Here is a 24161-nt window from a genome sequence, read left to right as displayed (position 1 = left end):
CACAAATCCTAAGAATCCTAACGTATTGTTAATCCAACTATGTTGATTCAAAGCCACCGTCAGGAAAATCATCTTCTTCTATCAATCCAAAGGGATGTCTTGATGGAAAACTCGAGAGAGTTTTACCAAGAATTTGAGAAGGCGATTGAAAGTAAAAATTTCGGAAAATTGACGATGGATTTTCATTCTGTAAAGTTTTTAGACTCGAGCGGAATTGGTGCTGTGATCAAAGCTTCCTCTGCACTCCACAACCGTGGTGTAGAAATTTTCGTAACCAATTTGAACAAAAATCTAAACTCTGTATTTCGACTTTCTGGACTCAATCATATTCTCTCCATTCTGACTTTGGATGAATACCTTTCTAAATTTCCGGAGTTTCAAAAAACTCTAGAGGCATAAGCGTAATGAAACTCTATCGAATTTTCTCTTTACTCATTTTATCCATTACTTTGAATTCCTGTGCAACAGGTGTTAAGTCTAGGTCTTTACTCTTTAGAAGTAACGAGTTTGCGATTTATACAGTGGCTCGCGACAAAATTAATTTAAAGTCAGAGTCTTCTGTTGCAAAAACTTTTGCTCATCCTGTTGAAATTACGGAAGATAAGGTTTTAGATTTGCTTGGCAACATCCGGTTTCGTGAAGAAAGTTCTTATGGAGATGTAAACCAGTATGTGTTCGAAGAAAAAGAAATCAAAGAATTCGCATTGGACCTTGTGGATGGTTTACAAAAATTAAAACCAGACCAAATCCTCCTTGTAATTTCTAAATACAATCCTGTTCGTTCTGTAGTTTCTCATTATTCAAGAACTGGTTTTTATATTTGGTCAACAGATACTTCCATAGAAATTCTATTTGGAGAACTTCAGAAAGAAATTTCCTATGATGAACAAGGGAACTATTTTGATTGGTCCAATATTCCAGATATTCCTTTTGAACATTTTCCCACATCGACATACATTTTACAGGGCCAAGGGTTTTCTTTTAAAAAGGTTTCTGGGTTTCGCAACAAACATTGGTTAGTGTTTGATAAAGCTGATTTAGCAAAATTGAAATTTGAGAAACGAAAGAAAACTATTGTGCCTGAAGTTACAAATTCAGTAGATGCGGATCTTAAACCAGAAAAAAGAATTTCTCGTGATGAGGATGAAGGGATCATCAACGGAGATTGATTGTTTAACCAATCTTTTGTTAAATAAAATTAGTTTAGTCTTCTTTTCGTATGACGGTTCGTTCTGTTTGAATGCTTCCGTCCGTCCCCAAATAAAAATGTGTTTTCCCTACTAAGGAATTGATACCCAAACGGTAGGTTTTTCCTGCTCCAAAACTAAGGTCCACTCCAGGAAATACCTCTCTCTCCACATCCACAAAGGCATCTGGATTTGGTTCATAAGAACCAAGTGCTGTTTCAAACTGTTTTGTTTCTGTTTCTAAAACTTTCGTAAACTTTTCGTTTGCTTCTCTCAGTTTCGCGATACTTTCTTTTTCTTCCTTGTTCAGTTCTTTTTTTTGGCTTTTTTCCACGAGTTTGGTGAGGGTTAGTTGGACTTTATGAAGAGTGATTTCTTTTTCCGTGATTTCTTTTTTCATTCGATTGAGTTCATCGAGTAATTCTGGTGGTGTTCCAATAGCCACTTTGGTTTTGGTTTCTACAACAGCACCAAGTTTGGCACAAGTGAGCGAGTTGCCTGCAATGATGGTTCCTCCCATCACCTCGCCACGTCCTCCCAAAACTCGAATGAAATCTTTTGCGGAAAGTTCTGAATGCATCACGGCTTCTTCCACAAAAATACTTCCTTGTGCCGTGAGTTTCCCTTGTTCCACAAATTTTGCATAAATATTTCCATCCGATTCTATATAACCTTCCCCGCGTCCCATAAAACCACCTGATAAAACAATGTCTCCTTTGGCTTTGAGAAAGGCTTTTCCAACGGAATTACGAATGATGATACTTCCATTGGTGGTAAGAGAAAATCCATCTCCAATTTTTTCTTCTACAATGATGGTACCTGGAAAATCAATATTGCCAGTGGAGTAATCGACAGCTTCCAGTTGGATCACTTCATCTACTTTGATTTCAAAGGAAGCAGATAAAACAGGTCTACCTGCAATTTGAGCATATAGTTTTTCCCCTTTGAGTTCTACATTGGGCCCGAGATTCCATTCCACTGATTTTTCTTCTGGGTAAGGGATGATGGTTCCGTTTACTGTTTTCCCAAATTCTCCCTTTTTAGGTGGGATCCTTTCGGCAATCAGATCTCCCGGTTTTACGGATTGAATGACTCCAATATTTTTATAATCGATACGACCATGTTCATCTTCTTCCAGTTGGGGTTTGTTATCGGAGCGAAAGTAAATTTTGATTTCACCATCTTTTCCTGGAACGGGGGGGTATCCTTTTGCAATGGTATAAGGAACAAAAAAGTTCGGATCTTTGATTTGGTTTTGAATGACAATATCAATGATTCCCACAGAAATTCCTACGGAAGCAATTTGCCCGCGTAACTGATGTTCGGTGAGAAGATTGCCCCCATGTTTGGGAGGATGGAGAACCATTTTTGCTTCCATATGATCTTCGGAGATGGTGATGTCTGCATAGGAACTGATAGGATCACCCTTAGACCAAGTTCCAATTTCAACTGGTTTGCCCTCAGAAAGTGCGACTGCTTTTTTAATTTGTTCCTGGTTGTAACCTTCCACACCAAAAAGTTGCACCCTTGCGAGTACATCCTTGTAATCGACTTTTTTGCCTTTGGCACCGGGTTTGGAGATTTTTAATACGGCTTTGCCTCCCGAATTTTCGATTTGGAAATAACCATTTTCGGAAGCTTCTAAATCTTGGAGGATACGATCGGTATAAGAGTCTGGTCCGGGCATTTAATTGTATTCTAATAAGTGTGAAAGAACATCCTCTTCTCCGTCAGTTTTTAATTCTAACTTTGGAGTCATGGAGTCGATCGTATTAATTAGAGTCAGCACTTCTTCAAATTGACAAGAAATTATTCGAGATAAGTCAATATATGCGGAACGAAAGTATAAATCGAGTGCATTTACCAAATGGATGTATTCGCTAAAATCTCCTCGGTCTGTATAAAGAATGGGGGTTTTTGCATAATAACATTCTGCTAAAATTCCGTATCCCGGTTTTGTACACACAAAATCTGCAGCCGCTACTAAGTCCGGATAATGGGAAACTTCGGGAACTAAAATTCCTTCTATTTGGATTCCAGGAACCCCATAAGCAACAAGTTGGATGGACCTTGGAAGATTTTCTGTTTGTAGTTTGGTTCCTTCTAGGCCGTAAGCACCGAAGGATAATAGGATGTATGTGGTATCATCCTTCCATCCAAACTTTTGTCGGCTTTGCGATTTAGAGAGAGTTGGTTTTCTTCCCACAAGGCCAATGTTAGATGACTCTAAGAAAGGGGGCATAGGACAATAAAACGGCAACACCAATGCTTCCGTTGCAAATCCGTATTCCACCTGCAGTTGTTCGCTGAGAGTTCCAAAATATGAATCATCTTTTGCGTAATTTTGATAAATAAAATCCCAAGTAAAATTCCCAATAAACATACTGGGGATTCCTGTTTCCAAAGCAATGGTAATGGGAAACGAAGAACTGTCGGTTAGGATCAAACCTATTTTATGTTTTTTGCAGTATTCTGTTTCTTCTTTTAGAAGTTTTGATTTCTTTTTTTCGAAGTCGATGAGTTCTTCTTTTGTGGTCTGTAAATCAATGGAGAGGGAGTTTTTTTGCGAAACTCCTACATCCAGTTTTAAATTTCTTGTGATGAGTTTTGGATGGGTATAATCCAAAAATGAAATTCTCGGACTGATCAAATGAATTTCTTCAATGAAATCCTCTTTTAGTAGGCGCCTTATGATATTTCCTGAGCGACTGATATGTCCAAAACCGTGGCCTGAAATATAAAAATATAGTTTCATTGGTTTCTTTGTCTAATGGATTCATACAAAACGATTCCACAGGACATGGCTAAGTTTAAGGAATCTGCTTCTCCAAGCATGGGTAAATGAAGGGTGTCATCAGAAAGGTTTTTTGCTTCCACGCTCAATCCATACTGTTCACTTCCAAAAAGAAATACGGATTTTTCTTTCATATTGATGGAAGTATATAGAGTTTTTCCTTCTGGAGTGACCGCATAACGTTTGTAACCTTTGGATTGAAATTTCTTTAGAACTTCCTGTAAATCTCCAATATAAACGGGTAAAGTAAAAATAGTTCCCGTACTTGCCCGTACCACATTGGGATTAAAAAGATCAATTCTTGGATCGGTGACAATCACAAGGCCAACACCGGCACCTTCTGCGGTTCGGAGTATGGTTCCGAGATTGCCGGGTTTTTCCACTCCTTCTATAATAAGAATGGGATTGGTTTCAATGGATTTGATTTTTTCCCAAGGGACATGGGCCTCGGGAGTTTCTGCCACTGCGATAAGGCCGTCTGGTCGATCTCTGTAAGAAATTTTTTCAAAAATTTTTCGAGGAAGTTCAAAGATAGGGCAATGGACGGACTGGATGAGGACCTCTTCGTTTTCTCCCAAAAAACATTCAGGGGAAATAAAGAGACTTGTGATATTTACCGGCAAACAAGGGATAGGTGAGTTCGGGTTACTTGTGATTGCTTTTTTGATTTCACGATACCCTTCGATGAAAAACTTTTTTTCTTCATCTCGATTTCGTTTTTCTTTGAGTCCCGCTACCCACTTGACTTTTGGATTGGAAAAACTAGTGATGTATTGTCTTCTATTTGGCATATAACAGGATTGGGATCTTTAGAATTGCCTGATTTATTTGGAGAAGAAAGTACAAAATCCAGCTGGGTATTTTTTTCCCGATTTTTCTGGAATGAATAATTCAGAGGTTTGATAGTTCCCTTTGGTTTTGATTCGTGAAGATAAAATTCTTTCTAAGGTCAAAGGACTAAACCCTTGGCTATGACAACTGAGGATCACAAATTCTGGTTTGGAGTCGGAAAGTTCCATCAGCGCATCCATCAGTTCACTTAAGTTTTCTTCAATTTTCCAAACCTCTCCTTTGGATCCACGACCGAAACTGGGAGGGTCAAGGATGAGACCTTGGTATTTTTTTCCCCGTTTGATTTCACGACGGATGAATTTCATGACATCATCGACTATCCAACGCACAGGTTTCGAATCGAGTCCTGAAAGTTTGGCATTTTCCCGGGCCCAGTCCACCATCCCTTTGGAGGCATCCACATGGCAGACACTCATCCCAGCATCCAGACAGGCGAGTGTGGAGCCACCAGAATAAGCAAAAAGGTTTAGAACTTCTAGGCCTTGTTTCTTTTTTCCAATCTCTCGGATGCGGTTCCAATTGGTTTCTTGTTCGGGGAAAAGGCCAATATGGCCAAAGGGTGTGAGTTTGATTTTGAATGTTAACTTAGAAAATTCGATGGTAAAACTTTCAGGAACTTTTTTTTGAAAATTCCAATGCCCCGAACCCGAGTCATTTTTGATATAATGAGCGTGGAGATCGTTCCAAATTTCAGGAGTTTCTTTTCCATAAGCAGAAGTAGGGGAAGAACGATGGAGTTTGTATCCGCCAACGATTTCTAATTTGGATAGGTCACCTGAATCCAGGAGTTCGTAACTTTTTGTCATACCAATTCCAGAAAAATAAAGGTTAGGTCGTCGTCCCAGTCTTTTATTTCTCTTTTAGAAAATGACTCCAAATCTTGGATGAGTTTTATTTTAAAAAGATGATTCGGTATTTCGCGGTTGGCTTTTAAAAATTCAAGAAGACCCGCTTCTCCATACATGGTTCCGTCGGGATGAAAACATTCCAATACTCCATCACTTAAGATGAGGATTCTATCTTTGGGTTCCACTGGGTAGGTAATTTCTTCCATTTGAATTTCAGAAAAAACTCCTATGATTTTTCCTTTGGGATGGACTTTAATAATTTCTCCACTCGCACGCTGCAGGTAAGCACTGGGGTGTCCTGCTCTACCGAATCGCCAAACTTTCGTAGATGTATTGAGATACACATAAGAAGCAGTGACATACTGTGGTGTACAATTTCCGTATAACACACGGTTCATCCCTTCTAAAACTTGTTTCGGGGAAGATATATTATTTTTTTGCGTTGTAAAGGCAACCTTTCCCATCGCAGAAATCAGGGAAGCAGGAATTCCATGTCCAGAAACATCACAAAGAACAATTCCCAGTTCATAAGGATTGGGCGAGAAGTATTCGTAAAAATCACCTCCCACATCTTTCATAGGTTGGATAAAAATTTGTATCTCTAAGTTTTTTACATAAGGAATCGTTTTAGGAAGGGACTGCATCAGAATGTCCCTCGAAATTTTTCTTTCTTTTCTAAGACTTGTCACTTGGGCTAGGGCCAAATCTTTTTCTTGGCGTAACAGTTGGATTCTGTCTGCCAAAGCAAAGGCAAACAAGGTGATGTCTGCAAGAGAAGCAATGGGGAATAACATTTCTTCTAAAAAGGAATTGGAAGGAAGGATTCCAAATTTGAGTAATCCATATACAAGGCAAGTTACGAGTAATAAAACAAAAGCAATGGCAAAATAATAAAAAGATCGAAGCCGTTTATATATTCCCCAAATCAATACTCCGAGTAAACTTAGGCAAATCAAAACAGAAAGCCATGTCACTCCAACGGATGCTTCGGATATTCCACCTAACAAAGCAATGGATGCGTTGAGTAAAGATAAAAATCCAAGTACTTTGTAGAACCTAGCCATTTTTGGAAGACGTATTTTAAGTTTTAGAAAGTTAGATGTAAATAGAACAAAGAAAAAGAGGCAAATACTGAAGAAAAAAGGAATCCCTATTCGTTTCCAAAAATAGGAATCGGGAACAAAAAAGTAACCCCAAAAACCAAGTAGAGAAAGTTGGCCCAGCCCAAAGAACAATACATATCCAATATAATAAAAATAATTTCGATCTCGAACAAAAAATGCAATTGCTAGATTGTATAAGATGATGATTCCAAGGCTTCCAAAAAATAATCCATAAATCCATTGGGTAATATAATCTTCTCTTTGGAGATTTCTTTGGTTGGTAAAAATGAGGGCAAACTGTAGTGAAATTTCGGAATGTATCGCAATGAGAATGGTTTCTCTTTCATGTCCCATCCGAAAGACAAAATTTCTATGCGGAATTTCTCTCTGAAACACAGGTTGGATATGGCCTGATTTAGATACTACATATGAATTTCCCTTGTATTTGTGAAAGAATTCCACGGAATCAATGTTATGTGCTTGGATGAGAAGAAGAGGATATTTGATAGGATCTGGAAAATCCTTGGGATCTAGTTTTAACCAAAGAGTTCCTTTCAAAAACCCAAAGTTAACAAAATCATCTGTAATTTTGGTGAAATTTCCCGTTTTTAAAACTGATTCAATAGGAATCGAAGCACTTGGATCAATCCAGTAGGTAAACTTGGTAGTGTGGATGATTCGTTCCCCCATATCATTGGGAGATTGAGAAACAATTGGTTTATTGAAAAAAATAAGCGAGAGTAAAAAGAGGAAAATTGCCTGCGATGTTTTTTTCAATGGATGGATTTGGACAAGGGCGATTCACCCTTGTCCTGTTTCGATTTGGCCTTACGCCTGTTTTTTTGCTGCTTCGTAAGAGATCTCTTGTGGACCAGTGTAAATTTGGCGTGGGCGGCCAATCTTTAAACTTGGATCTTCGATCATCTCTTTCCATTGTGCAATCCAACCAGGAAGTCTTCCCATAGCAAACATCACTGTAAACATATTGGTAGGAATTCCTAACGCGCGGTAGATGATCCCTGAGTAGAAGTCAACGTTTGGATAAAGTTTTCTTTCTACAAAATACGGATCGTTGAGAGCTGCTTCTTCCAATTCTTTGGCAATGTCAAGAAGTGGATCTTTGATTCCTAGTTTGTTTAGGACTTTATCACAAGCACCTTTGATGATTTTCGCACGTGGGTCAAAGTTTTTGTAAACACGGTGACCAAATCCATTCAATCGGAAACTGGAATTTTTGTCTTTGGCTTGTTCTACGATTTTTTTCACAGAAAGCCCGCTCTTTTTAATTCCTTCTAACATTTCCAAAACTTCTTGGTTGGCACCACCGTGACGTGGTCCCCAGAGAGCAAGAATTCCTGCAGAAATTGCCCCATAGAGGTTAGCCAGAGATGATCCCACCAAACGCACAGTAGATGTAGAACAGTTTTGTTCGTGGTCTGCGTGCAGGATGAGAAGTAAGTTAAGTGCAGAAACAATTTCTGGATCGATATGATAATCTTCTGCTGGAACTGCAAACATCATATTCATGAAGTTAGATGCATAATCTAATTCATTGAGTGGATGAATGATTGGTTGGCCGATGGATTTTTTATATGCGTAAGCTGCAATCGTCGGGAATTTTGCGAGCAAACGAATGATAGAAATTTCTCTATGTTCCTCATTCATTGGATCGTAACTATCTTGGTAGTATGTAGACAAACATCCCATCATACAAGACATGATCGCCATTGGGTGTCCATCTTTTGGAAAACCGTTGAACAGGCGTTTGAGATCCTCGTGGATCATAGTATGTTTGGTGATGGAACTATTCCATTCTTTTAGTTGGGCATCGTTTGGAAGTTTACCATAGATAAGTAAATATGCCACTTCGGTGAAGGTAGACTTTGCAGCCAAATCTTCGATCGGGATTCCTCGGTAACGAAGGATTCCTTTTTCTCCATCAAGAAAAGTAATTTCACTGGTGCAAGCACCTGTATTTAAATAACCGGAATCAATCGTAACATAACCTGACAATTGGCGGAGTTTAGTAATATCAATTGCCTTCTCGTCTTCACTTCCTACTAAAATCGGAAGTTCGTACTCTTTCCCATCCACTTTCAGAATTGCCTTTTCGGACATATCTTCTCCTGTATATCTCTGTCTATTTCAAAGGATAGACAGGGGAAAGGGTGGGGAAAAGCCATTTTTTACAACTTATGGTATTTTTTCATGATGTCATATGCGTAGAAATTCGAAACCACGATGCGACAGTAATCTCTCGATTCTTTGTAAGGTAGGTCTTCCAAAAAATGGTTAAAATCACCGGTATAGACTGACTTCTTCCATTTGCGTAAATTCCCCGGTCCACCGTTATACGCGATCGAAGCCCATTTTAATTCATTTCCATTGGATTTCAAAAGGTAGGCCAGAAATTTTGTCCCCAAACGAATGGAAGTTTCGGGCTCATAGAGAGAATAGGAGGTGATTCCCATTCGCGTTGCCAATTCTTTTCCGGTGGCGGGCATAATTTGCATTAGGCCTCGGGCATTAGATCTGGAAGTCGCTGTTTCTTTAAAGAAGGATTCTTGGCGCATTAATGCATACACCTTATCTTCGGAGATATCATTTTCCTGCGCGTAACGAGAGACAATACTTTGGTGGGGTCTTGGAAAAATTCTCGTGGAGAGGGAAGTGGGTAAAAGTATGGGATCATCTGGGATGAGATGTCTTTTTAATAATGACCTTGTGTGAAAAGCAGTATAATAAGTGTTATATGTGAGGTCTCCGATCCCCACCAGAATTTCATCTTTTTCTTCCTCGGAAAGATTTTCTCGTTTTACGTGAAAGTTAACAAGATTAAGCCCCAAACTATCCTCACCCACGCGAAAGTATTCTTTGGCGAGATTCAAAAGTTTATGGCCTTGGATCCTTGAGCTCATTCCTCCCAGTTTGTTTCCTAGTTCATAGGAATCTTTCGGATAAGCAAACCCTAAGTTTCTTCCTAGGAGTGCATAGGATTCTTCCGGAATTCCTGCGGTATAAGATAAATATTCAAATAAATATTCTTTGTTGTATGTTGGATTGTCTGGTTTATTTCCTTCTTTGATGAAAGATAAAAATTCTTCACGGATGACTCTTGTGTAATAGGATCCTGGACAAAGGAAATAATACCTTTTTAGTTCTTTTTTTAACTTTTCTATATCCCCACTTTCTTTAAGGGATCGTAAATACCAATACACGAGCCGGCCTTTTACAGGTAAGTTGGGAATTTCGGCAAGGGCTCTTTCAAATTTTGTTAGTGGGGCATAGTTGGAATTTTCACCTTTGCGATCCACTAGGTATTCGATAAGCCGATCTTGGTAAAAAAGATTAAATGGATATTTTCCTAAATATAAAACTAAGTTTTCAAAATATAATTCTCGGTCACCTAATCGATCGTATGTGGCGGCAAGAACTCGGTAATAACCCGCATCTTTTCCTGGAAATGTTTTTAAAAGTTCAATCGCATTTTGGAATTTGTTTTGTTGGTATAAAATGTCAGACAAACTCACAATCCATGAGGAATCCATATCCACAAAGGTTTTGTTAGTTCGTAAAACTCTAAAAAGTTCGTTTATTTTTCCCGTTTTGGTTAATACAGAAGTGAGGTGTCTGAAACCTTCATAATAGGCAAGTCTTGTGGAAAAAAGTTCTGGCCTTGTGCGAAACAAAGCTTCTTTGTCATTATTGTTAATCGCTGGCAATAAGAGAGTGAGCTCAGAAGGAGCCAGTTGCAAAATACTTCCCGATCCTTTGTATTTCGACCAATCTGCGGCAATCATCTGTACGGTAGAATCTGAAAGTCCATCTCTTTGTAGGCAATTCAGCCATTCCTCAACTGCACCCTTTTCATCACCTAATATAAGTTTTGCTTTCCCGTATCTATATTGTGTATCGCCTGTGAGAAGGTATCTTCTGTGCGATTCTTGGATAGAATTAATTTTATCTAAAATATCTTTCCATTGGTTGTTTGCCGCAAGAAGACGAACCAGTTCATCCAGTAACCTACGACAAATGGGATCTTCTTCTAAATTCAATCGATTTAAAAATTGGATTCGTTCGGCGGGTGTAAGGTAATTTTTTTGTGTAATTTCTGTGTACAACTTCCAATAACTGAGTTTAAATAGTGTGGTTTGGAAGGGCATGGTTTGTGTCAGAATTTTTTTTACTTCTTCTTCTGAGGATTCTGTGACAAAAACTCCGCGCACAAGAGAAATCAAATACCGAAATCGTTTCTCCTTGTCACCGTTAGGTGCTTTTTCATGGAATTCAATAAGGCTATATACTTCACTTTCCCGAGAAGGATTTGTATTTCGAAAGTGGTTTTCGATTTGTCCCCATTGGTGGGATTTAATTAAATATTGAAGGTCAGTTTCCGCAAATAGGGATGTTGTGAAAAAGAGAAGAATTCTACTTGCTAACCAAAAATGCCTCATGCATACTTCCTATGATTACGAATTTAGAGAGGGAAGGTTCCTCTCCTTATGAGCTTACAAACAGAATACAAACTGCAATGGCCGGAATATCGGATTGAATTCCACCCTGGGCCTGTGATTCCAAAAAAGGCCAGTCTGAATGAACTTTGGCCTATCCTTCGTGCCTTTTTTTCGGGCAATCAGTCTCGTTTTGCAAACTATCTCTATTATTTATCGACCGATTTTTCCGGGGGGTTCAGCCTTTGTTCCATTTTAGGGGAAAATGAAACCGCTAATCGATTTCGAGACCCACAACTTTTTACCCCATCCTCTTTTCCTAAAGAATCCTTGGACCAAATTTGGGAAATTTGCCAAAATCGGGATTTTGAAGAAATGGAAAGAGAAGATTGGGAACTCATTGGGTTTGGACTTTTGTATGCAGGTGAAATCCTCAAGTTTCGCAACTGGGTGCTCAAAACCAAGGAATTCTTTGGCCAAACTGAAGACAATCGTCGGTTTTTATTTTTACTTGGTTGGGAAAATTCTGAAATCCCATTCGAAAACTCCATATTGCATATGTTAGTTGAATATGCAAAAGGAAACAGGGAAGTTTTAGATTTTAAAACGCTCACCGATGCCTTAACTTTAGATTCTCAGTGGCAAATCTCTGGAGTTCTGTTTCATGCCATCGAAACCGGATGGTTTACCGGAGAAGAAACATTTAGGTTCTGGAAATTTATCATTGGTTTTTATGCAGAGTGGGATGATTGGGAAAAAGGAAAGTTCCGTTCCATTTCTCTTGGAAAAATTCCTGCGTCTTTTGCTTTGCGTTATGCTAAACGTTACTTTTCAGATGAGGAATTTGTTTTATACAGAGAAGAGTTGGAAACAAGTTTACGTGGAGATTGGACTTATGGTGATGGATTCGGTTATGAACTCACTCACCAAATGGATCCATTTGTCGAAACCGTGGTAAGATTTCGTAATGAAGGTGAAAGATTTGAAGAAGGACTAAAAAAAGAACTCATTCTCAAACCCTATTCGTATTTTATCAATTTACAATTGGCTTGTATCTATTTTGTGAAAAAGGAAAACGATAAGTTTTTACAATTTTATAAAAAAGCTGGTAGGCTTAAGTATTTACCTTTAGCTCTTAATTTATATTGGCGTGTTTTAAAACAAAAAGGGGATGAAATTTTAGGATCTTCCATTGAACGGTCATTAGTTGCCTCTGGTGAATCGATCCATATTCCAGAAGGTTGGATGTAAGATGCCACTAACCCAAGAACAGATTATGGAACTCTCCAAATTGCAGAAAATGCTAAGGAATTTGGAGAAAATTGAAAGAAATGCAAAAAATGATCTGCAAAAGGAACGAGTTGCCTTCGACATTGAACGTTATAGGCGTAGGATGCAAGAGGTATCCCCTGAAGGAATTCCTGATAATTTAGAGCAGACCATGCGGAATGCAAAAACAAGAGAGGAAAACCCAGAGAACCTCAAACACAAAGTCATTTCTCAATATCCGGTGATGAAAGTCTCTCCCAATTCGAATGATAGTGAAATCAATCAAATTGGCACACTTGTGAATATTATGGATTTGGAATACATTCCTATCCTTGGAGATGGTCATATCAAATTTGATTATTCTCATGCTACAGAAAGGGATTCAGTTCTCAAATATATGGAGAACTTACGTAGAAATATGAAGATCCTTGTTGAGACAATCGAAGAATATGCAGCTGCCGACAAACAAGAGTTTCGTGAGCAGCTATCTCGAATGAAAAATAAACAATCTCGAATATTTATAGCGGAATCTTTTGAAACTTTGGGTAAATTTCGAGATTTCCTCACGGCGGTGAATAAGGACATCAAAGATGGGGTAAACGTGATCATGAACATGGAAGAACCTATCAAATTCAATCCACGTTTTGAAAAGGCCACGGTTTTGGAAGGTCGATCCATCATGGAAGGGCTCCGTGAATTTCAAGAATTTGCGGAAGAGGCTTGTGATTTGATTCGACTCCCGTCTTTTAGAGGTTAAAAAAACCTTTTCATTCCCGGGGGGAAACGCACACTGTGAAAAATCACAATAACGGACTCGTAACAGCATGGCATTAGTCAAAAATCAGACCGAAGTTACCAATTCAACGATTGGTGAGAATTCTTACTTCAATGGTAAATTCTTCATCAATGGATCCTTAAAAATTGACGGTAAATTCGAGGGGAAATCCCTCCAGGCCGAACACCTCTACATTGGTGTTACAGGAAAGGTCAAAACCAACATCACTGCTGCCAGTGTCATCGTAGAGGGAATTGTTGCCGGAAACGTCACTGCCAGAAACCGTGTGATGCTCCTTCCTACCTCTAAAATCTTGGGAGATATCAAAACCCCAGAGCTTATCATCCAAAACGGGGTGATTTTGGAAGGACGTTGTATGATTTCCAACGACCTAAAACACAGTGCCAAAGACCTAATTGAATTGGAATACTCAAAAGATTCCTTAAGTGTTGAGAAGATTTTTGGGAAACAACCAAACGCAAAAGAATAATTGAAAACCATTCTGATTTCGGAAGGCGATCCAACAAGTATCAACTACGAACTTGTAGTTTCTGCCTTCCCACAATTGTTAGCTTTGGGGAAACACCACCGCATTTATCTTGTGCGCGGGCCCCACAACATCACAGTTCCTTCTCTCCCAAACCTTACAAAACCCAGTGCTGAACCAGGATTTTATTCACTTACTTGGTCAGATTCTAAAAAAACTCGTTCCTTTGTTTTAGGAAAACCTTCTGCGAGCTCTGGAAAAATGGCCTATGATTCGCTTTTGGCTGCAATGGATGCGCAAAAAGAACTCGGAGCTGACCTCATCACTTTGCCTCTTTCCAAAGAGTGGGTACAAAAAGCAGGGATCAAAGGATTTCGGGGCCATACAGAAACTTTGGCTGAATTTTATAAACGACCTACGTTTATGATGATGAGTGGGGAAAAACTCAATGTCATTCCCTTAACCACCCATGTGCCTTTGAAAGATGTGGTGAAAGAATTAAAAAAGTTTTCTTGGAAAGAATTGGCAAAGGCAATGACAAGTTCTCGCTTTTTAAAAAATCCCAAAATTGCTTATTTGGGCCTAAATCCCCATGCCGGAGAAGGGGGAAAGATTGGGGACGAGGAATCGACCCTACTTGCTGTTGGTGCCAAAATCTTAAAAAAAGCTAAGTATTCTGTAGAAGGTCCACTGTCCGCCGATTCTGCTTTTTTGCCAGGGGCAAAAACTTACGATTTGTATTTGGCAGGATATCATGACCAAGGACTCATTCCATTTAAATTGCTTGAAGGGAAAAAGGGAGTGAACATAACCTTAGGACTGGATTTTACCCGTGTGTCCCCTGACCACGGAACTGCCTTTGACATTGCCGGTAAGGGCATTAGTGATCCCACAGGACTCATTTCCTGTTTAGAACGACTCACGGAGAATACAAAAATAAAGCCATGACACTATTGGAAGTCCTTGCCTTTCCGGTTCTATTTATTTGGTTTGTGGGGCTTCTTCTCACTCTTTTCCGGAGAGATTTAGAATCTCATTGGAAGTTTTTTTTCTTCCTGGTGTTTTGTTTTTATTTGGTCCAATTTTTTCCCGAATTTTGGGAAGGGGTGGCTCGTTGGAAAGAAAATCCAAAAGCAGAGGTTTTAACTTGGATTTCGGCAATGGGAAATTCCATTTATGTATTTTTATTCTTTTTATGGCCCCTAGTTCTCATTCGTATTTATTATTCCGCATCCAATAATTTAAGTAAAACCTTGATCCCAGCACTTGCCTATGGGACGGTTCTGTATTGGGCTTTATTTTTTCTTTGGACAATGTATTCCAAAGAGTTCAACGGTTGGCTTCATCAAGTTTTCACAATAAGTAAATAAAAAGGGCATACAATGGCAGTTCCATTTATAGATATCAAACGATTTGAACCAGGATTTTTGGACACCTGGAATGAAAAAGTAAAGTCCATGTCTTTGAACGCACAGTTCATCGGTGGAAACGAAGTGACCGATTTGGAAACAAGTCTTGCTTCTTGGGCAGAGACAAAGTATGCCATTGGTTGTGCCAATGGAACTGACGCATTACAATTGGCTCTTCGAGCTGTGGGAGTAGGTCGTGGGGATAAGGTTTTGTTACCGGACTCAACATTCTGGGCAACTTTTGAAGCCGTTGTGAATGTGGGTGGAGATCCTTATACTGTAGATACCAATCCTACAGACTTACAAATGGACTTCCAAGTTTTTAAGGAAGCTGTCGAAAAAGTAAAACCGAAAGCGGCCCTTGTTGTCCATTTATACGGCTGGGGAACAGCAAACATTGAAGACCTTCGAAAGTTTTGCAAAGAAAAAAACGTGGCTCTCATTGAAGATGGGGCACAATGTTTTGGTGTAAAACATAATGGAAAGTCTTTATATAAAGAAGCTCTGATCTCAACCACTTCCTTTTATCCTGCGAAGGTGTTAGGTGCTGCTGGAGACGGTGGTGCAGTATTCACTAACGATGAAGAATTATCGGTTATCACACGTAGGCTTGTCAACCACGGACGCACTTCTCATTACGAACACGGACTAGTGGGTTGGAACTCAAGACTTGACTCCCTGCAAGCGGCATTTTTAAATTTATCTTTAAAACATCTGCAAGCTCGCATTGATTCACGTAAAAAATCACAAGATGTCTATTATAAAGAATTACCGGGTCTTGGGATTGGTGTCATCAAACCTCCAAAAGGATATGAGGAAAACGGATACTGTAACGTGACTTTGGTGGACCCTGAAGTCCGTCCAAAAATCGAAGCGGTTTTAAAAGAAAAAGGAATTGGATTTGGGAATATTTATCCAGGAGCTATGTCCGACCAGCCAGGTGCAAAACCATATCTAGTCGAACGTTTTGGAAAAGATGGGAATGCTCGTAGGATTTCCAAATCAGTTCTTAACTTCCCTCTGTTTGCTTATATGACAGATTCGGAGCTTGATGAAGTGTTTAGTGCTATAAAAGCGTATAACGCTAACAAATAATGGAAAAGTTTAGGGTCGGAGTATTTTTATTCTTTTTACTCATTTTGGCGGTGTTAACTTTTAGTTTGTCTAAGAGTTGGCGCCTCTATGATGATGGGTATGAAGTCACAGTAGAAACTCCCGAGTCTAAAGAAAAAGACAATAAAGATAATACTCCAGAACCTTCGGATCGTTTGGATTTAGAAGACGGGAACGGGAAGATCTATTGGAAACAATACTTCATTTACCCACATGGACTTGTAACAGAATCTGGTGGGTTTGGACCCGATGGGATCTTAACTCACGCAAGAAATTTATATTCGATCAGTTTAAAGGATGGGAAGGTTCAAAAACTTTTTTCTCATGATGTATACATTTGGGATTTTTTTGTGGGAGAGTTTTCTAAAAAATCAGTGGCCAACACCATTGATGATCCCAAAGAAGATGTCTTACAAATTGAAAAAAAACTTTTGATCTTTGCAGTAACTGAAGATAGCAATTTGGATGGAGTGCTCAATTACAAAGACCACAAATTTGTATTCCTCTTTGATCCAGAAACGAATAAATTGGATTCTGTGTTACCACAAGGGTACCATTTTAGAAAATTACTTTTTAATTCTTTGAAAAACCACCTAACTTTGATTTTGGGAAAAAATCCGGAACCACAACTAAAAAATATCAGGAAAAAACTCCCCGAACCAAACATCAAACTTCATGTATATGATTATGATGTAGTCACTACAAAAGGAATCTTAAGTGGTTCACTAGAGTCTTTGACTGCTTCGGAACAAAACCCTTAATCAAATCATTCTCCCCAAACTTGGGTAAAAGCAAATGGGATACTCTGCTCATGGAGTAGGAGAAGAATTTTTTAAGGAAACAAAATAAAAAACCCCAATTTTACTTGGGGTTTTTTATTTTAGTTTGGCAACAAATAAGAAGCGGTTTTCAAAACTTTACAGAGTGGTAACAAACGTTCCTAAACCGCTTGGTGTTTGTTTAAGACAATGCATCCTTCACTAAATCTTCTTGTTCTTTTAAGTGTGTGACTACGTGTCCACAAGCAGGACTTGGGAACTCGGAACGACCAGCGTAATGCAGGCGTTTGTTTTCCGGCATCACTGCTTCGATTCGGTCTCTTACAAAGAACCAAGCACCTTGGTTTTTTGGCTCTTCTTGCACCCATACAAATTTTTTCAATTTTCCGTAACTGGTAATCATTTGTTTGATATGGTTTTCTGGAAACGGATAGAGTTGTTCGATACGAACCACTGCTACGTTTTCCAATTTTTGTGCATCAATAGCTTTTCGTAGGTCGTAATATACTTTTCCAGAACAGAAAAGTAACTTCTCCACTTTTTCTGGTTTTGCGACTGGATCAGGAAGGATCTTTCTAAAAGCCCCAGTTGTGATGTCTTCCAAACTAGAAGCTGCATCTTTCAAACGAAGTAGAGACTTCGGTGTCATGATGATGAGTGGTTTTCTAAAACTTTGGAGGATCTGTCGACGTAGTATATGGAAATACTGTGCCGGTGTGGTTAGGTTTGCCACTTGGATATTATCAAGAGCACAAAGTTGGAGGAAACGTTCGAGTCTTGCCGAAGAGTGTTCTGGACCTTGTCCTTCATATCCATGTGGGAGTAAACAAACAAGACCAGACATCCTTTGCCATTTGATTTCGGAACTGGAAATGAATTGGTCAAAAATCACCTGAGCGTTGTTTGCAAAGTCTCCAAATTGAGCTTCCCACATCACAAGACTACTTGGATCCGCAAGGGAATACCCATACTCAAATCCTAAACATGAATATTCAGATAGAGAGGAGTTTACGATCTCTATCTTTGCTTGTTTATCACTGATATGGTTGAGGAGAGTGAGTTTTTTCCCATTGGCAATGTCAGAAAGAGTGGCATGTCTATGAGAGAAAGTTCCTCTTTGTGCATCTTGTCCCCCAAGTCGAATGGGAAATCCATTTTCCAAAATGGAACCAAAGGAAAGTGATTCCGCAAAACCCCAATCGATTGGAAGTTCTCCAGCACCCATTTTTTTACGATCTTCCAATACTTTAATGTGTTTTGGATTGGCTGTAAAACCTTCGGGAAGAGTGGTCACTGCTTTTACGATCCCACCTAACTGTTGTTGGAGAAGTTCAGTATGTACATCTGAATCCAACGGTTCTTTCGTGTATCTTGACCATACTCCACCAAGTGTATCGACAGTGATACGAGTGTCTTTTTCTTTGGCTTGTTGGAAGGAAGTTTCCAGACCTTGTAGGATTCCATCTTTAATGAACTGGATTTCTTCTTGTGTGATATCACCACGTTTTAATAACTTCTCTTCATAAATGGAGATTGTTTTTGGATGTTTTTTGATGATGTCATACATCTGTGGTTGTGTAAAAGTTGGTTCGTCTGTTTCGTTGTGACCAAGCCTTCTGTAACAAATTAAATCGATGATCACATCTTTTTTGAATTTTTGACGATATTCTAACGCAAGTTTTGTGACTCGGTAAGTAGCTTCCGGATCATCTCCATTTACGTGGAAAATGGGAACTTGGAAACCTTTAGCAAGATCTGTTGCATACAAAGTAGATCTAGATTCACTTGGGAGAGTGGTGAATCCAATTTGGTTATTGATCACAATGTGGAAAGTTCCACCCACTGTATAACCATCTAGGTTCATCATGTTGAGAGTTTCTGCCACCACTCCTTGGCCCGCAAACGCTGCATCCCCGTGGATGGCCACTGGCATAAATTTAGAACGGTCCATATCCTTTGCCATTTCTTGGCGAGCCCGAACCGATCCAAAAATCACTGGGTCTACGGCTTCTAAGTGAGAAGGGTTGAAAGCAAGGGAGAGTTTGACTTCTTTCCCGTAATGAGTCATGACATGGTTGGAATAACCAAGATGGTATTTTACGTCCGCATAACCGAGTTGGCCTGGGTTTAGTTTTTCTTCGAACTCAGCAAAAATAAGGCCTGCTGGTTTACGGATGATATTCACAAGCACATTGAGTCGTCCTCTATGTGCCATCCCGATCACAAGGGCATCCATTTTATGCCCCCCCGCTTCTTCCACAAGGGTATCGAGCATAGGGATCATGGTTTCCCCACCTTCGAGAGAAAATCGTTTTTTCCCTACGAATTTTTTGGCGAGGAAGTTTTCAAAACTATCAGCTTGGTATAGTTTTTCAAACAAACGTAAGGCGGTCTTTTTGCTAATGGGTTCGTTGTTGGCAAGCGGTTCCATTCGGTTTTGTAACCACTCCCGTTCTTCATCATTGACAAGATAGTAGTGTTCACAACCGATTGATCCGCAATAGGTTTTTTCAAACCAATCGATTACATCTTTTAGTTTTGCTTTCCCTAGGTTGGCAATTCCAGAATCCACTTCTGTTTCTAAGTCACTCTGTTTGAGTGCTCCGATTTTGAGATCGATGAATTCGCGGTTTGGTTTGTTGATTCCGAGTGGATCGAGGTTAGCCGCTAAATGACCTTGCCTTCTATAAGCATTGAGAAGGTTGATGATCCCGAAGTCGCTGAGTGAAGAATCTTTTCTGTGTTCGGTGGATGCATAATTTACGTATCCATTTCCACCAAATCCATTTCCATTGGATCCGTTTCCGGAAACGGATGACCTTTCTAGTTCTCCAAAAAAGTCGATCCAGTCTTTTGACAAACTCTGAGGATCTTCTTTAAATTGTTTGTAATACTCTTCCAATAATACGACGTTATCGCCGTATAAACTCATCATCTGGTCGGTTGTCATATTCTCTCCCTAAAACAACAAAACAACAGTTAATCTACGAATGGATGGACCATTTCGCATCAGCATCCATCGCCGCTTCCCGAAGTACTTCAGAAAGAGTAGGATGGGCATGTGTAGAACGAGCAATGTCTTCTGCACTGGCACCAAATTCAAAAGCAATCGCCGCTTCTGCAATCATGTCCGAGGCCCTAGGACCTACGATATAAATCCCTAGGAGTTTGTCCGTTTTTTTGTCGGCAATGACTTTTACCTGTCCATCGGTTTCGTTCATGGCTTTGGCACGAGCATTGGGTTTGAACATGTACTTACCCACTTTGTATTCGATGCCTTTGGCTTTTAGTTCTTCTTCGCCCTGTCCCACCCAAGCCACTTCGGGCCAAGTGTAAACGATCCAAGGAATGGCTTTGTAATTTACATGGCCATACTTACCACAAATGAGTTCGGCAACGGCTATCCCTTCGTCTTCTGCTTTGTGAGCAAGCATGGGTCCGTCCACCACATCACCAATGGCATAAATATTAGGAACATTGGTTTGGAATTTGTTGAGTTCCACTTTGACACGACCACGGTCTGTCATCTCGACACCAATTTCTTTGGCACCAAGTCCGTCTGTGTTGGGGCGGCGACCAATGGAAACAAGAACCTTGTCTCCTTCGAGAATGGATTTTTTGCCGTCTTTGCCTTCGATTTCGACTTCTACTTTTTTGCCTTTGACCTTGGCACCATGGACTTTGGTTTCAAAGAGAAAGTTGATTCCTTGCTGTGTTAATAGTCTTTCGGCAAGGGAAGCCATCGCTTGGTCAGCGGTTCCGAAAAGTCGTGGCATGAGTTCCACCACTGTGACTTTTGCACCAAGTCGTAACCATACCGATCCGAGTTCGAGCCCGATCACTCCCGCACCTACAATGATTAGGTGTTCGGGAACAGAGTCTAGTGCAATCGCATGGTCCGAGGTCACTATATTTTTTCCATCCACAGGAAGGGGAGGGATTTCAATCGGAGTCGATCCGGTAGCAATGATGATATTCGTTCCAGAGATGGTTTCTTTTTTTCCATCTTCTGAGGTAATAGAAATTTCTGTTTTAGAAACAAAACTCGCGTGACCTAGGTAACGAGTGATTTTGTTTTTTTTCATCAGGTAGTCGACACCTGATGTCACTTCGCTCACCACTTTGTCTTTGCGAGCCATCATTTTAGCGATGTCTATTTTGACATCTTTCACGGAGATTCCGTGATCCGCTAATTTGTGTTTTGTTTTGTGATATTCTTCAGAAGAATCGAGAAGAGCTTTGGAAGGGATACAACCTACGTTGAGACAAGTCCCCCCGAGAGTTTTTCTTTTTTCAATGATGGCTACTTTTTTCCCGAGTTGGGCTGCGCGAACCGCAGCCACATACCCACCAGGGCCTGCACCAATGACAACGATATCATATTGTTCCATATTCGTGCCTATACCTCGAAGAGGAGCCTTGTTGGGTCCTCTACCATTTCTTTAATTTTCACAAGGAACTGAACTGCTTCCTTTCCATCTACAATTCTATGGTCGTAAGATAGAGCCAGATACATCATTGGACGAATCACAATTTGGTCATTCACAACTACCGCGCGTTTGACGATATTGTGCATACCAAGGATTCCCGATTGTGGAGGGTTAAGGATTGGTGTCGACATCATCGATCCATACACACCCCCGTTGGAGATGGAGAAAGTTCCGCCCTCCATATCTTCGAGAGAAATTTTTCCGTCTTTCACTTTGCCGGCAAGCCTTGCGATCTCTTGTTCCACACCAGCAAAACTGAGTAAGTCGGCGTTACGCACAATCGGAACCACAAGACCTTTTGGTCCACCCACAGCCACTCCGATATCATAGAAGTTTTTGTAGACGATGTCTGTTCCGCGAATTTCTGCATTAATCGCAGGATAGGCTTTTAATGCCGCAACCGCAGCTTTGGTAAACAGTGACATGAACCCAAGACCCACACCGTGAGTTTCTTTGAACTTGTCTTTGTATTTATTGCGAAGTTCCATAATCGGAGACATATCCACTTCGTTGAACGTTGTGAGGATGGCCGCCGTATGTTGAGCATTGACAAGCCGATTCGCAATCGTTTGGCGAAGTTTTGTCATTGGTACTACAGTTTCTCTCGGACCCGCATTTGCGGAAACCACAACTGCTTTTGGAATTTCTGGGGAAGCTGCTTTAGGAGCAGAGGCACTGGCACCACCTTTTTCCATAAAAAGAATGACGTCTTCTTTAGTGATTTGTCCGTTGCGACCGGTTCCTGTAATTTTAGAGGCATCTAACTTATTTTCTTCGATAAGTTTACGAGCCGCAGGAGGAAGTTCCTCATTCACTTTGCCCGTGTTAGGTTGGGCTGCAGGTGCTTCTGCTTTGGGAGCAGGGGCACTGGAACTCGCAGGAGCGGATGCCACAGCACCTTCTTCGATGGTACCCATGATATCACGCACATGCACCACATCCCCCACCTTTTTGGTGATGGATTTCAAAACCCCAGAAGTGGGAGCAGGAATCTCTAATGAGACTTTGTCTGTTTCTAAAATAGCGAGCACTTCGTCTACTTTTACGGCATCGCCTTCTTTTTTGGTCCAAGCACTAATGGTAGCTTCGGTTACGGATTCCCCCATCTCGGGGACTTTGATATCTATTGCCATGAAATGTTCCTTAGCAGGTTTTTAGAGAAAAATAGCGTTTTTGAGGAGTGAGATCCCATTTGAATCTAAGACTACGGTAACTTGTCGGAAGGTAAAAACGCAAGCGGAAAAAACGAAAAGACCTTGAGTTTCAGTTTGGCCGCCTTTGTGTAGCAGGTATGATCCGAACGTTTCAAGGCCATACACCTTCCCTCCACCCAACGGCCTGGGTGGCACCCTCCGCTGATGTACTGGGAAAGGTCAGTATTGGGGAAGAGTCCTCGATTTGGTTCCAATGTGTGTTACGAGGTGACGTAAATACCATTACCATTGGCAAACATGTGAACATCCAAGACATGACTCTCGTACATGTGGCAAGAGATTTGTATCCTGTCACCATTGGAGATTATGTATCTATAGGCCACCATGCGACCATCCACGGTTGTGTTTTGCGGGATCATAGTTTTGTGGGGATGGGCGCGATGCTTATGGACGATGTCGAGATCGGGGAATGGTCTTTTGTGGGCGCGGGATCTCTCGTTCCTCCGGGAAAAAAAATTCCACCGGGAGTTCTTGTGATGGGAAGCCCCGCCAAAATCATCCGAGACATCACAGACAAAGACCGCGAGATCATCACCCGCACCGCAAACAACTATGTGAAGTACAAAGAAAATTATCGGACGGAAGGAATTGGGGGCACATCCCTTTCCTAACGGAAAGGGACCGGGTGATCCGCTCCAATCTTTCGCAAAGCGAAAGGATTTCCGCTACTCCCCCTTGTGCGGGGAGATGGGCTTGCGATTATAGTTCGTTAGACGCAATTGGCTTAAACTCACTATTAAAAAAATTTTATAATAAATTAGATTTTTGCAACTAAGAATAAAATCAAGGAATAAGAATGGCTACATATGATTATCAACTTAATAATCCTCCTGATGAAAAACGAGCTAGAGAATTATGGATTCAACATGCAGCAGGGTTTATTATATTTCAAGATGTAAGAAAATATGCTATCGATAGAATTGATGAAACTTTGGATGAAAAAACAAAATCAAAAATACTCGAGGGAATCGATAATGCAATTTATGGACTGATGATGCTATGGGACGGAGTCTCAGGAAATTTAAGTAATGATAAATATTCAATAAGATTAGAAACAATTATAAAATTAGAGGAAAAAGCCAATGGTAAATTAGTTGATGAAGTTACTGTAACGAATGGAGACGGTATGTGTATCGGATTTCATGGATGGCGAGAAGGTGATTTTGGAAATGATGAAATTGTAAATTTAAGTTAATTTTAAAAATATTATTACAGAACTTTAGCTAAAATAAAGATATCTTTATTATTTTTTATAAACGCAAAAACAAATTAGAAATTAATGATTCTAAATATCCGCCAACTGCACCTAACAGCGACTAACCGCTTCGCTTCGGGACTTACGCCCTCGCTCGGTCTGCGACACATAGGCTTCTGGCACTCCTCTTGCTTA

General features: G+C 40.2%; 21 protein-coding genes. 11 read left to right on the top strand and 10 right to left on the bottom strand.

Annotation, left to right across the window (positions count from 1 at the left end):
• Positions 1-39: 39 nt before the first annotated feature.
• Together EHQ31_RS00105 and EHQ31_RS00100 are read left to right on the top strand one after the other, a co-directional pair.
• Positions 40-399, top strand: coding sequence for an STAS domain-containing protein (locus tag EHQ31_RS00105; protein WP_135570684.1), 360 nt, complete (start codon positions 40-42; stop codon positions 397-399).
• A 5-nt stretch (positions 400-404) separates the two neighbouring features.
• Positions 405-1169: an LA_1326/LA_4305 family lipoprotein gene (locus EHQ31_RS00100; protein WP_135570682.1), complete on the top strand. Its 765-nt coding sequence runs from the start codon at positions 405-407 to the stop codon at positions 1167-1169.
• 34 nt (positions 1170-1203) lie between these two features.
• Here the strand turns inward: EHQ31_RS00100 and EHQ31_RS00095 are convergent, their stop codons facing one another.
• From EHQ31_RS00095 to EHQ31_RS00065, 7 genes are all read right to left on the bottom strand, one after another.
• Positions 1204-2874 (bottom strand): DUF342 domain-containing protein, encoded by a 1671-nt coding sequence (locus EHQ31_RS00095; protein WP_135570680.1) that lies wholly within the window; start codon positions 2872-2874, stop codon positions 1204-1206.
• Positions 2875-3942, bottom strand: a complete 1068-nt coding sequence (locus tag EHQ31_RS00090; RefSeq protein ID WP_135570678.1) for a glycosyl transferase — start codon at positions 3940-3942, stop codon at positions 2875-2877. It lies immediately after the preceding gene.
• Positions 3939-4772 carry a TrmH family RNA methyltransferase gene (locus EHQ31_RS00085; protein ID WP_135570676.1) on the bottom strand — a complete coding sequence of 278 codons (834 nt, stop codon included), beginning with the start codon at positions 4770-4772 and terminating at the stop codon, positions 3939-3941. The genes EHQ31_RS00090 and EHQ31_RS00085 overlap by 4 nt, the downstream gene beginning before the upstream one ends.
• 33 nt (positions 4773-4805) lie before the next feature.
• Positions 4806-5639 carry a class I SAM-dependent methyltransferase gene (locus EHQ31_RS00080; RefSeq protein ID WP_135570674.1) on the bottom strand — a complete coding sequence of 278 codons (834 nt, stop codon included), beginning with the start codon at positions 5637-5639 and terminating at the stop codon, positions 4806-4808.
• A complete protein-coding gene (locus EHQ31_RS00075) occupies positions 5636-7561 on the bottom strand; it encodes a SpoIIE family protein phosphatase (RefSeq protein ID WP_135570672.1) in 1926 nt (641 codons plus the stop codon). The genes EHQ31_RS00080 and EHQ31_RS00075 overlap by 4 nt, the downstream gene beginning before the upstream one ends.
• Positions 7562-7612: 51 nt before the next feature.
• Entirely contained in the window at positions 7613-8902 is a 1290-nt protein-coding gene (locus EHQ31_RS00070; protein ID WP_135570670.1) for a citrate synthase, read from the bottom strand.
• 68 nt (positions 8903-8970) lie between these two features.
• Positions 8971-11238: a lytic transglycosylase domain-containing protein gene (locus EHQ31_RS00065; RefSeq protein ID WP_135570668.1), complete on the bottom strand. Its 2268-nt coding sequence runs from the start codon at positions 11236-11238 to the stop codon at positions 8971-8973.
• Between the two features lie 48 nt (positions 11239-11286).
• Between EHQ31_RS00065 and EHQ31_RS00060 the strand changes: the two genes are divergently transcribed.
• The 7 genes from EHQ31_RS00060 (at position 11287) to EHQ31_RS00030 (ending at position 17049) form a co-directional block, all read left to right on the top strand.
• Positions 11287-12486 carry an LBF_1011 family protein gene (locus EHQ31_RS00060; RefSeq protein WP_135570666.1) on the top strand — a complete coding sequence of 400 codons (1200 nt, stop codon included), beginning with the start codon at positions 11287-11289 and terminating at the stop codon, positions 12484-12486.
• A 1-nt stretch (position 12487) separates the two neighbouring features.
• Positions 12488-13261 (top strand): hypothetical protein, encoded by a 774-nt coding sequence (locus EHQ31_RS00055; protein WP_135570664.1) that lies wholly within the window; start codon positions 12488-12490, stop codon positions 13259-13261.
• 67 nt (positions 13262-13328) lie between these two features.
• Complete coding sequence (locus EHQ31_RS00050) at positions 13329-13769, top strand: bactofilin family protein (RefSeq protein WP_002989231.1); 441 nt, start codon at positions 13329-13331, stop codon at positions 13767-13769.
• Positions 13770-14714, top strand: coding sequence for a PdxA family dehydrogenase (locus EHQ31_RS00045; protein WP_135570663.1), 945 nt, complete (start codon positions 13770-13772; stop codon positions 14712-14714).
• Positions 14711-15136 (top strand): hypothetical protein, encoded by a 426-nt coding sequence (locus EHQ31_RS00040; RefSeq protein WP_135570662.1) that lies wholly within the window; start codon positions 14711-14713, stop codon positions 15134-15136. The genes EHQ31_RS00045 and EHQ31_RS00040 overlap by 4 nt, the downstream gene beginning before the upstream one ends.
• Before the next feature lie 12 nt (positions 15137-15148).
• Positions 15149-16270, top strand: a complete 1122-nt coding sequence (locus tag EHQ31_RS00035) for a DegT/DnrJ/EryC1/StrS aminotransferase family protein (protein ID WP_135570661.1) — start codon at positions 15149-15151, stop codon at positions 16268-16270.
• On the top strand, positions 16270-17049 hold the full coding sequence (locus EHQ31_RS00030) for a hypothetical protein (protein WP_208652691.1): 780 nt from the start codon (positions 16270-16272) through the stop codon (positions 17047-17049). The genes EHQ31_RS00035 and EHQ31_RS00030 overlap by 1 nt, the downstream gene beginning before the upstream one ends.
• Positions 17050-17248: 199 nt before the next feature.
• On the opposite strand, the gene EHQ31_RS00025 is transcribed toward EHQ31_RS00030, so the two are convergent.
• From EHQ31_RS00025 to odhB, 3 genes are read right to left on the bottom strand one after another with little or no spacing between them, the layout of a single operon-like run.
• Positions 17249-20017 (bottom strand): 2-oxoglutarate dehydrogenase E1 component, encoded by a 2769-nt coding sequence (locus EHQ31_RS00025; RefSeq protein ID WP_135570659.1) that lies wholly within the window; start codon positions 20015-20017, stop codon positions 17249-17251.
• Between the two features lie 34 nt (positions 20018-20051).
• A complete protein-coding gene (gene lpdA, locus EHQ31_RS00020) occupies positions 20052-21458 on the bottom strand; it encodes a dihydrolipoyl dehydrogenase (RefSeq protein ID WP_135570658.1) in 1407 nt (468 codons plus the stop codon).
• An 8-nt stretch (positions 21459-21466) separates the two neighbouring features.
• Positions 21467-22690 (bottom strand): 2-oxoglutarate dehydrogenase complex dihydrolipoyllysine-residue succinyltransferase, encoded by a 1224-nt coding sequence (gene odhB, locus EHQ31_RS00015; protein ID WP_135570656.1) that lies wholly within the window; start codon positions 22688-22690, stop codon positions 21467-21469.
• Between the two features lie 158 nt (positions 22691-22848).
• On the opposite strand from odhB, the gene EHQ31_RS00010 reads away from it, so the two are divergent.
• Positions 22849-23382 carry a gamma carbonic anhydrase family protein gene (locus EHQ31_RS00010; protein WP_135570654.1) on the top strand — a complete coding sequence of 178 codons (534 nt, stop codon included), beginning with the start codon at positions 22849-22851 and terminating at the stop codon, positions 23380-23382.
• Positions 23383-23567: 185 nt separating this feature from the next.
• A complete protein-coding gene (locus EHQ31_RS00005; protein ID WP_135570652.1) occupies positions 23568-23966 on the top strand; it encodes a hypothetical protein in 399 nt (132 codons plus the stop codon).
• The last annotated feature ends 195 nt before the right edge of the window (positions 23967-24161 follow it).

Source organism: Leptospira montravelensis, assembly GCF_004770045.1.
Taxonomy (GTDB): Bacteria; Spirochaetota; Leptospiria; order Leptospirales; family Leptospiraceae; genus Leptospira_A; species Leptospira_A montravelensis.
This window is presented reverse-complemented; position numbering and strand designations above follow the sequence as displayed.

Excerpts from the sequence above, each read along its gene's own strand:
- lpdA (WP_135570658.1), bottom strand. The coding sequence starts at position 21,458 with ATGGAACAATATGATATCGTTGTCATTGGTGCAGGCCCTGGTGGGTAT.
- EHQ31_RS00100 (WP_135570682.1), top strand. The coding sequence starts at position 405 with ATGAAACTCTATCGAATTTTCTCTTTACTCATTTTATCCATTACTTTG.
- EHQ31_RS00025 (WP_135570659.1), bottom strand. The coding sequence starts at position 20,017 with ATGACAACCGACCAGATGATGAGTTTATACGGCGATAACGTCGTATTA.
- EHQ31_RS00040 (WP_135570662.1), top strand. The coding sequence starts at position 14,711 with ATGACACTATTGGAAGTCCTTGCCTTTCCGGTTCTATTTATTTGGTTT.
- EHQ31_RS00050 (WP_002989231.1), top strand. The coding sequence starts at position 13,329 with ATGGCATTAGTCAAAAATCAGACCGAAGTTACCAATTCAACGATTGGT.
- EHQ31_RS00060 (WP_135570666.1), top strand. The coding sequence starts at position 11,287 with ATGAGCTTACAAACAGAATACAAACTGCAATGGCCGGAATATCGGATT.
- EHQ31_RS00090 (WP_135570678.1), bottom strand. The coding sequence starts at position 3,942 with ATGAAACTATATTTTTATATTTCAGGCCACGGTTTTGGACATATCAGT.
- EHQ31_RS00010 (WP_135570654.1), top strand. The coding sequence starts at position 22,849 with ATGATCCGAACGTTTCAAGGCCATACACCTTCCCTCCACCCAACGGCC.
- EHQ31_RS00035 (WP_135570661.1), top strand. The coding sequence starts at position 15,149 with ATGGCAGTTCCATTTATAGATATCAAACGATTTGAACCAGGATTTTTG.
- EHQ31_RS00085 (WP_135570676.1), bottom strand. The coding sequence starts at position 4,772 with ATGCCAAATAGAAGACAATACATCACTAGTTTTTCCAATCCAAAAGTC.
- EHQ31_RS00105 (WP_135570684.1), top strand. The coding sequence starts at position 40 with ATGTTGATTCAAAGCCACCGTCAGGAAAATCATCTTCTTCTATCAATC.
- EHQ31_RS00070 (WP_135570670.1), bottom strand. The coding sequence starts at position 8,902 with ATGTCCGAAAAGGCAATTCTGAAAGTGGATGGGAAAGAGTACGAACTT.
- EHQ31_RS00005 (WP_135570652.1), top strand. The coding sequence starts at position 23,568 with ATGGCTACATATGATTATCAACTTAATAATCCTCCTGATGAAAAACGA.
- EHQ31_RS00055 (WP_135570664.1), top strand. The coding sequence starts at position 12,488 with ATGCCACTAACCCAAGAACAGATTATGGAACTCTCCAAATTGCAGAAA.
- EHQ31_RS00095 (WP_135570680.1), bottom strand. The coding sequence starts at position 2,874 with ATGCCCGGACCAGACTCTTATACCGATCGTATCCTCCAAGATTTAGAA.
- odhB (WP_135570656.1), bottom strand. The coding sequence starts at position 22,690 with ATGGCAATAGATATCAAAGTCCCCGAGATGGGGGAATCCGTAACCGAA.
- EHQ31_RS00065 (WP_135570668.1), bottom strand. The coding sequence starts at position 11,238 with ATGAGGCATTTTTGGTTAGCAAGTAGAATTCTTCTCTTTTTCACAACA.
- EHQ31_RS00030 (WP_208652691.1), top strand. The coding sequence starts at position 16,270 with ATGGAAAAGTTTAGGGTCGGAGTATTTTTATTCTTTTTACTCATTTTG.
- EHQ31_RS00080 (WP_135570674.1), bottom strand. The coding sequence starts at position 5,639 with ATGACAAAAAGTTACGAACTCCTGGATTCAGGTGACCTATCCAAATTA.